General features: G+C 66.2%; 10 protein-coding genes and 2 pseudogenes. 6 read left to right on the top strand and 6 right to left on the bottom strand.

The genetic code is table 11. The features are described 5' to 3' along the window. A pseudogene (locus tag ACFVWD_RS57050) lies at positions 1-140 on the top strand (IS5/IS1182 family transposase); the annotation flags it as partial. Between the two features lie 141 nt (positions 141-281). Then, entirely contained in the window at positions 282-827 is a 546-nt protein-coding gene (locus ACFVWD_RS57045; RefSeq protein ID WP_389606980.1) for a hypothetical protein, read from the top strand. Here ACFVWD_RS57045 and ACFVWD_RS57040 read toward each other — a convergent pair. From ACFVWD_RS57040 to ACFVWD_RS57030, 3 genes and pseudogenes are all read right to left on the bottom strand, one after another. Further along, entirely contained in the window at positions 809-1,393 is a 585-nt protein-coding gene (locus ACFVWD_RS57040; RefSeq protein ID WP_389606979.1) for a YrhB domain-containing protein, read from the bottom strand. The two genes, ACFVWD_RS57045 and ACFVWD_RS57040, sit on opposite strands and share 19 nt — an antisense overlap. A gap of 361 nt (positions 1,394-1,754) precedes the next feature. After that, positions 1,755-2,057, bottom strand: a complete 303-nt coding sequence (locus ACFVWD_RS57035; protein ID WP_266937699.1) for a helix-turn-helix transcriptional regulator — start codon at positions 2,055-2,057, stop codon at positions 1,755-1,757. 207 nt (positions 2,058-2,264) lie between these two features. Continuing rightward, a pseudogene (locus ACFVWD_RS57030) lies at positions 2,265-2,486 on the bottom strand (helix-turn-helix domain-containing protein); the annotation flags it as partial. A gap of 275 nt (positions 2,487-2,761) precedes the next feature. On the opposite strand from ACFVWD_RS57030, the gene ACFVWD_RS57025 reads away from it, so the two are divergent. Next, entirely contained in the window at positions 2,762-2,908 is a 147-nt protein-coding gene (locus tag ACFVWD_RS57025) for a hypothetical protein (protein WP_389606977.1), read from the top strand. A gap of 178 nt (positions 2,909-3,086) precedes the next feature. Beyond that, a complete protein-coding gene (locus ACFVWD_RS57020; protein WP_389606976.1) occupies positions 3,087-3,539 on the top strand; it encodes a hypothetical protein in 453 nt (150 codons plus the stop codon). Here the strand turns inward: ACFVWD_RS57020 and ACFVWD_RS57015 are convergent. Both ACFVWD_RS57015 and ACFVWD_RS57010 read right to left on the bottom strand, forming a co-directional pair. Continuing rightward, complete coding sequence (locus ACFVWD_RS57015; RefSeq protein WP_389606974.1) at positions 3,521-3,916, bottom strand: hypothetical protein; 396 nt, start codon at positions 3,914-3,916, stop codon at positions 3,521-3,523. The two genes, ACFVWD_RS57020 and ACFVWD_RS57015, sit on opposite strands and share 19 nt — an antisense overlap. A 482-nt stretch (positions 3,917-4,398) precedes the next feature. Next, the gene (locus tag ACFVWD_RS57010) at positions 4,399-4,788 is read right to left on the bottom strand and encodes a DUF3592 domain-containing protein (protein ID WP_389606972.1); all 390 of its coding nucleotides are present in this window, start codon (positions 4,786-4,788) and stop codon (positions 4,399-4,401) included. A gap of 235 nt (positions 4,789-5,023) precedes the next feature. Between ACFVWD_RS57010 and ACFVWD_RS57005 the strand changes: the two genes are divergently transcribed. Together ACFVWD_RS57005 and ACFVWD_RS57000 are read left to right on the top strand one after the other, a co-directional pair. Next, complete coding sequence (locus ACFVWD_RS57005; protein ID WP_389606971.1) at positions 5,024-5,185, top strand: hypothetical protein; 162 nt, start codon at positions 5,024-5,026, stop codon at positions 5,183-5,185. Between the two features lie 74 nt (positions 5,186-5,259). Continuing rightward, entirely contained in the window at positions 5,260-5,703 is a 444-nt protein-coding gene (locus ACFVWD_RS57000; protein WP_389606969.1) for a hypothetical protein, read from the top strand. Here ACFVWD_RS57000 and ACFVWD_RS56995 read toward each other — a convergent pair. Continuing rightward, on the bottom strand, positions 5,666-5,755 hold a 90-nt coding region (locus ACFVWD_RS56995; RefSeq protein WP_389606982.1), incomplete at its 5' end, for a transposase. The genes ACFVWD_RS57000 and ACFVWD_RS56995 overlap by 38 nt on opposite strands.

Here is a 5,755-nt window from a genome sequence, read left to right as displayed (position 1 = left end):
TCATGCTGCACCGGCGCCTCGCCCGAGACTACGAGACCCTGCCCGCCAGCTCCGAGGCCATGATCCACGTCGCCTCGATCGACAACCTCACCAAGCGCATACCGGACGAAACGACACCCACCTGGCGAGGAACTTACTAGTAGATAAAGGGCAATCCACCTAGATCAAACGCCCTCTAAGAAGTCGGTTTCTCTCGTGGGTGAGCCCCGGCATCATGGTCGTCGGTAGGTTCATACGCGAGAGGACGAGTGCGGCGGGTGCCTGGAGGCGGAGAGACGGCTTTGACGGAGCTGTGGCAGCAGCGTTGGCCCAGTTGCCCTCCGGTTGGGTACAAGCTCCGTGACCCGTATCGGGATGTCTGGGTACGTTTTCACAGCCTGCCGGAGTCGAAGCGGTACGCGGAGGACGAGAGCGAGTACCCCGTTGTCCTGGAGCGTTACAACACCGTCCTTGATGAGTTGTTCGCCGGTGCGGACGTGTATGTGATCACTCCGCTCTGGACGACCGAAGCCGAGGTTCCGTCAGTCCAACCCGTCGCCGGGTATTGGCGGAGTCTGCTGGTGGAGGACGATCCTGACCCTGAGTTCCGCACGTACTGCCACCTCTTCGCTGCCCGCCGACCCTGGCGGCGTGGCTGCATCGACGAGTTGCTCCGAGACATCGCCGACGACAAGGTGGCGGGAGTTCTCATCACCGACACCCAGATGCAGCGCATCCACCACCCCTACGACGGTGGCGCCGATGTCTTCCTCGCCACGTCCGAGGAACGGGACCGGGTGCGCGATCGGCATGCCGACTGGCTTTCCCGTCATCCGTTGGGTCTCTGACCGGTTCGGATCACCGCTCCACTCAGAATGGTCTTCACCGCAAGTACCGGGTTGAGAGGCTCGACGAGTTCCTTGGTGGCGACGGCCACGAGGCGCGCGGGCGCATCACCGTCCAGCAGGGCGCTCACGTACGCGATGGCCTCCGCAGGCGAGAGTACGGGCAGCCTCTGGCGCAGTGTCCGCACAGCGTGCATGCGTCCGCGCGTAGCGGCGACTCCGCGTAGCGCATCGTGTAGATCGTCTACTGCGGTGCGCACCGGCAACCCACGTATCCGGACTCGATAGTCGGCCTCCCACTCACCGGTTACCGCGGAGACCACGCCGATCTGGTGTAGTCCCCCGTCGACGCGGTCGACCAGGTACGGCCCGTTACCGGCCAGCATGAACTCGGAATTCCGAGTGCGTACGAACTCCTCGGACTGCCAGCAGGCGATCCACACCAGCTCGTGCTCCTCGACACGGACCACAGCCATCCGCATCGCATCCACACTCAAAGCCCGCCACTGCTGATAGCCGCGCTCCAGCTGTTCTTCGACAGCCCGAACGGCGGCTTCTCGCTCGATCACGCGGGCAGCATCCCGTACGGGCCCCTCTCTCGACCAGCGAATTCGCACGGCCCAGGGCCACGTACGGGGGCTGACGGACCTTCTTGCTCAGGATTACGACAGCCACGGAACAAGCGCTCTGCGCCAGTACCGCTGCGCACTCTTGGCAGCTGCCTGGAGTGCCACGACGGCACCACGGCTGATCCCAGCAGCTACGTGCACGACTCACGCCACGACCTGGCGGCGTGACCGGCATCGAATTCGCTGATTTCTGGCCGGACGAACCTCCGTTCTAACAGGCCAGGGCTGGTGGCCACGCATCGGCAAAGAACCACCCCCTCCTTCACCTTTCGAGATCACCGAAGGCCACACCATCAGAAAGTCACTCTTCCGGGTAAGGCGCCCAGGGGCGGGTCGGGTCCGTCGCTGTGGTGAGCGCTTGGACTTCCCGAAGCATCACAAGCTTTTCCCAGGTGAGCAGCCACTGCCTCTCGTCGCCGTCCAGCGCGCGAACGACGGACTCAAGGACCGGCCATTTCGGCAGTCGCTTCCCGCTGAACAGGTCGGAGAGCGTCGAGGGACTGGCAATTCCTGGAAACTCGGGGTTCTCCTCGATCTTCTTCGAGAGCTGGCGCAATGTGGGTGCACCAGCTTCGACGCGGAGCCTCCTGAGCTGTTCGGCCATGTCCTGCACTGCCGAGCGGAGCCTCTCGTCGCCTGCTTGTTCTGGGATTGGTGGTGGTGTGGCCTTCGGTGCTTGTTCTAGGGCTGGTGCTGGTGTGGCCTTCGGCTCTGCTGTCGGTGTCACGCGGCCTTTGGAGGGCCGAGCGGCACGTAGCTCTTCCAGTTCGGCTTCTGTGACGGTGCGTCGGGTGAGCCATTCGGTTGCGTCACCGCCCCAAGCTGTGACCAATGCTCCCAACACGGAGCGGGTAGGCAGGCGCCGTCCCCGCAGCGCCGCGAAGAGTGTGGAGCGAGGGATATGAGTCCGTGCTGCGATCTGATCCACGCTGGGGGCCTCGAAGCCGGCGGCGTCACGCAACGCTCGGAGCTTGAGCGCAAAGCGCGCGAGGGGACCGTCTGATGGCGCCAGGTGCGAGGGCCGTCTGGGCATGACCACCCCATCTGCAGTTTGTTGTCGTGGATAGAGCGCAGATTGTGCTCGTATTGTCTCGACCAATTGAACAGGGTCAGGGGGCAACACATGCTGGAAAAGCAACAGTTGACCAACCGCCAGCGTCCCCGGCCTCCAAGCTCAAGAGGACGACTGGCGACCCAGCCAGCCGACGTTGTCGGCAGAACGGACGTGACCGCATGGGTCAGTCGCTCTCGCATCGTCTCCCATGGCGCCCCTGGGCGCGCAAGGGATCCAAGGAGGTTGGCGTCGTCGTGGTGATCGTCATCGTGGTCGTAGGCCTGTCCCAGGCCCTGCCCGCCGTGCAGATCGCCGCATGCACTGGTCTGTTCAGCGCGATCGCCAGTGTGGTGGCACTCACCTGTCGCACTGAGCCCGGCGCACTGCGTCAGCGAGCCTGAGGCCCGGCGGCAGGGGGACGGCGTCACAGGCGCCATCCCCCTGCCTTCTGGAACAGGAGCCAGGGAAGTACGGCTGAACGTATTCAGCTCGCGGCGGAGCCGCTGGGCCTCATCGTCCTGGCTGCCAGGGCCGACAAGGCGCGCCAGCGTCAGCTCGGCGGGCTGCCATCATGCTCAGATGGCCCGCGACATAGTGTTCTTCCTCGCCCCCGACGACGAGACCGCCGCTGCGGCGCGCCTGCGGGGACCTGGTGAGGCCTTTGAGTCTGTGACCTGCCGTTTCATTGAGCCGGACAGTGCTATCGCCGAGTGGGACATGTACTTCGAGGAGCCTTCGGCCGAGGTCCCGCCGATTGAGCTGCTCCTTGGGTGGGCGTGGCCGGAGTGGGTCACTGCCCCCTTGAACGATGGCGTTGAGGTGTTCGCTCTGCCGAAGCGGTTGACCCGGGCGCTGGCCAAGGCGAGCTCCGCCGAGCTCGAAGAGCTTGCAGGTCGCTGGACCACGCGGCTCTGGTCTGAGGACGGGGACGACATGACCGACGATGATCTACTGGCGGTCCTGCAGGGAGTTGCCCGGCTCGCAGCGTCTGCGGTGAACACGGGTGGTGGCCTCTACAGCTGGAGCTTCTGACCGTCCTCCTGCGAAGGTGGCTTGCGTTTGACGCCGCTGCACGCCAAGAGCTCGGTCCCGGCGGCGTTGAAGTACAGCGTGAAGAGCCACGACCGGTCTGCTGCGTCGATGATGCCGGTGCGCAACTGCTCGTTGCGGTGCTGGGCCAGGATCTCAACGGTCTCGTCGAGGCCGAGGGTCCTCAGGCTCTTTTTCAACGACCATCTCAGCCTCGTCGCAGCGATGCCAGCGACCATCCACTGGGGCACCTCTCTGTCCCAGACCACTACCTCGCCGCCAGCGGCGATGGCGTCGCGTGCTGCTTTGCAGGCGCGGGTCTGGTCGGTGAGCATCGCGGCGATGTCGGGCTGACTTGGGTGCGCGTCCTCGGTGGCCATGCGGTGACTGTAGGGAGCGAACGCGGGCGTTGCTACAGGATTCGGCGGGGCCCGCGCGGGGCGCTGGGTCACTCTGCGCCTCCCGCGGTCCAGTCGAGCCGAACCGGCTGCCCCCCAGGCCTAGTCCGCACGACCCAATATCCGAACCTACTGACACCGGCGAAGAAGACCGGCAAGACCAGCTACATCGAGCACTGCAAGGCCGCCCGTGTCGACGACGACGGCAAGGCCACCTCGGAGCTCACCAGGCCGGGCAGCGCGTGGATGGAGCTGGACGTTCTCTGCACCAACGCCAGGTCAGGCCAGCTCAACGAATCGGTGGACGCGAAAGGACGTGAGGCGGTCAGGCCCGATGTCTGGGAGCCGATCGGGGACCGGCGAGTGAGCGCGTCCTGTCCGGCCAAGCGGGGAGGTCGATCGGCCGGCAGGAGTCGCCCGTCGGACGTGGCACCTGGCGTGATGAACGAGGAACAAGAACAAGATCATCGGGTGAGTGTGGCCAGCACTGCGGCACCGAGGAAGAGCACGCCTCCGGTAAACAGGCCGACGACCCGGGATCGGCGGTGCTTCCGGGTCGACACCCTTGCACTCTCCGGCTGTTCGGGCAGATAGACGACCGGCACATGGGCTCCCAGGTCCAGCCCCAGCCCCGTCCCCGTCGCCGCAGGCCGGAACCTGACGGGTCGGCCCTGCTGGTCGGCGAACTCGATCACAGGCGTCGAAAAGTCGTCCGACGGCGCCTGCTCCTGGTCCATCACCACCCCCTCGGCGTGAACGCCGTACCGACGCAGCCGCGCTTGCAACCGCACCTCCCGCACACCACCCCCCACACACAGCAGGCCCGCCAACACGCACAGCCCGACACCGATCACTTCACCCGTCATCCGTCCCCTGCTCTCCCTCCCACAGCGCCACCCAGCACGGGCCCCGCACCAGAACGACGCGGCACCCGGCCCCATGGTTCACGAACGCGCGCGGGCGCACCGGCTCCTCCGCAGCATCCACGACGACCCACGGCAACGACGGCGACGTACCCGCCACTGCCGCCCCAGCCCGGGACAGCCGTACGCGGCCGTCCTTCAGATCGGGATGAACCCCGGAGACCTCATGCAACAACGACATGCCCGAATGCTCGTGATCAGCCCTCCCAGTGTCGAGCCGGTCAACGAGTTAGTGCAGTCAACTGACCCGGCCCTGCACCGCGCCATCGGCATCGGCGCGGCCGCCGTCACCACCTGGCTCACCACCCACCCCGGCCCCCGCCGGTGAGCCGCACCCGGCTGGAGCTGTCGGGGGTCCCCGGCAGCCCATCACACTCCACCTCGACAACAAGGACACCGCCCATGGCCACCCAGACCCAGCCCCAGGAACACACCGACACCTTCGCCGCGCTCAGCGACTGCTTCGGCACAGACCTGGCCGCGCTCATTGGAGAGGGAGCGCCGCGGAACGCCACTCCGGCCGGCTTCATCGACCTGGTCGAACGTGTCCGTGACGTCCTGGGCGCCGCAGGCGTCGGCTACCTGCAGGACGCCCGCGAGGACCTGGACGACGCCGTCACCTACCTCACCGGCGCCCTGACCAGCCCGGCAGGCGACCAGCGATCCCTTCTGGCCTGGGAGCGTACGCATTTACGGGATGCCATCCCTTGTTCTTCGCAGGGAATCCCGGTCTTCAGGCCGGGCGGGAATGCGATCCTCGGCCCGGAGGCGCGAAGCGCCGGAGTTCTCTGCGCCTTTGTGGCGACGGTCAGGCTGGCCGCGTCTGGTTGTCGATGTAGTCCTTGACGATGCTCAGCGGTGCGCCGCCGCAGGACCCCGCGAAGTAGGACGGGGACCA

The organism is Streptomyces sp. NPDC058086 (assembly GCF_042885015.1).
Lineage (GTDB): Bacteria > Actinomycetota > Actinomycetes > Streptomycetales > Streptomycetaceae > Streptomyces.
Note: the sequence above shows the minus strand (reverse complement) of the source record. Positions and strands in the feature narration are given on the sequence as shown.

What these genes read in the sequence shown, in the direction of transcription:
- ACFVWD_RS57000 (WP_389606969.1), top strand. Translation starts at nt 5,260, where the DNA reads ATGGCCACCCAGACCCAGCCCCAGGAACACACCGACACCTTCGCCGCG.
- ACFVWD_RS57005 (WP_389606971.1), top strand. Translation starts at nt 5,024, where the DNA reads ATGCAACAACGACATGCCCGAATGCTCGTGATCAGCCCTCCCAGTGTC.
- ACFVWD_RS57020 (WP_389606976.1), top strand. Translation starts at nt 3,087, where the DNA reads ATGGCCCGCGACATAGTGTTCTTCCTCGCCCCCGACGACGAGACCGCC.
- ACFVWD_RS57015 (WP_389606974.1), bottom strand. Translation starts at nt 3,916, where the DNA reads ATGGCCACCGAGGACGCGCACCCAAGTCAGCCCGACATCGCCGCGATG.
- ACFVWD_RS57035 (WP_266937699.1), bottom strand. Translation starts at nt 2,057, where the DNA reads ATGGCCGAACAGCTCAGGAGGCTCCGCGTCGAAGCTGGTGCACCCACA.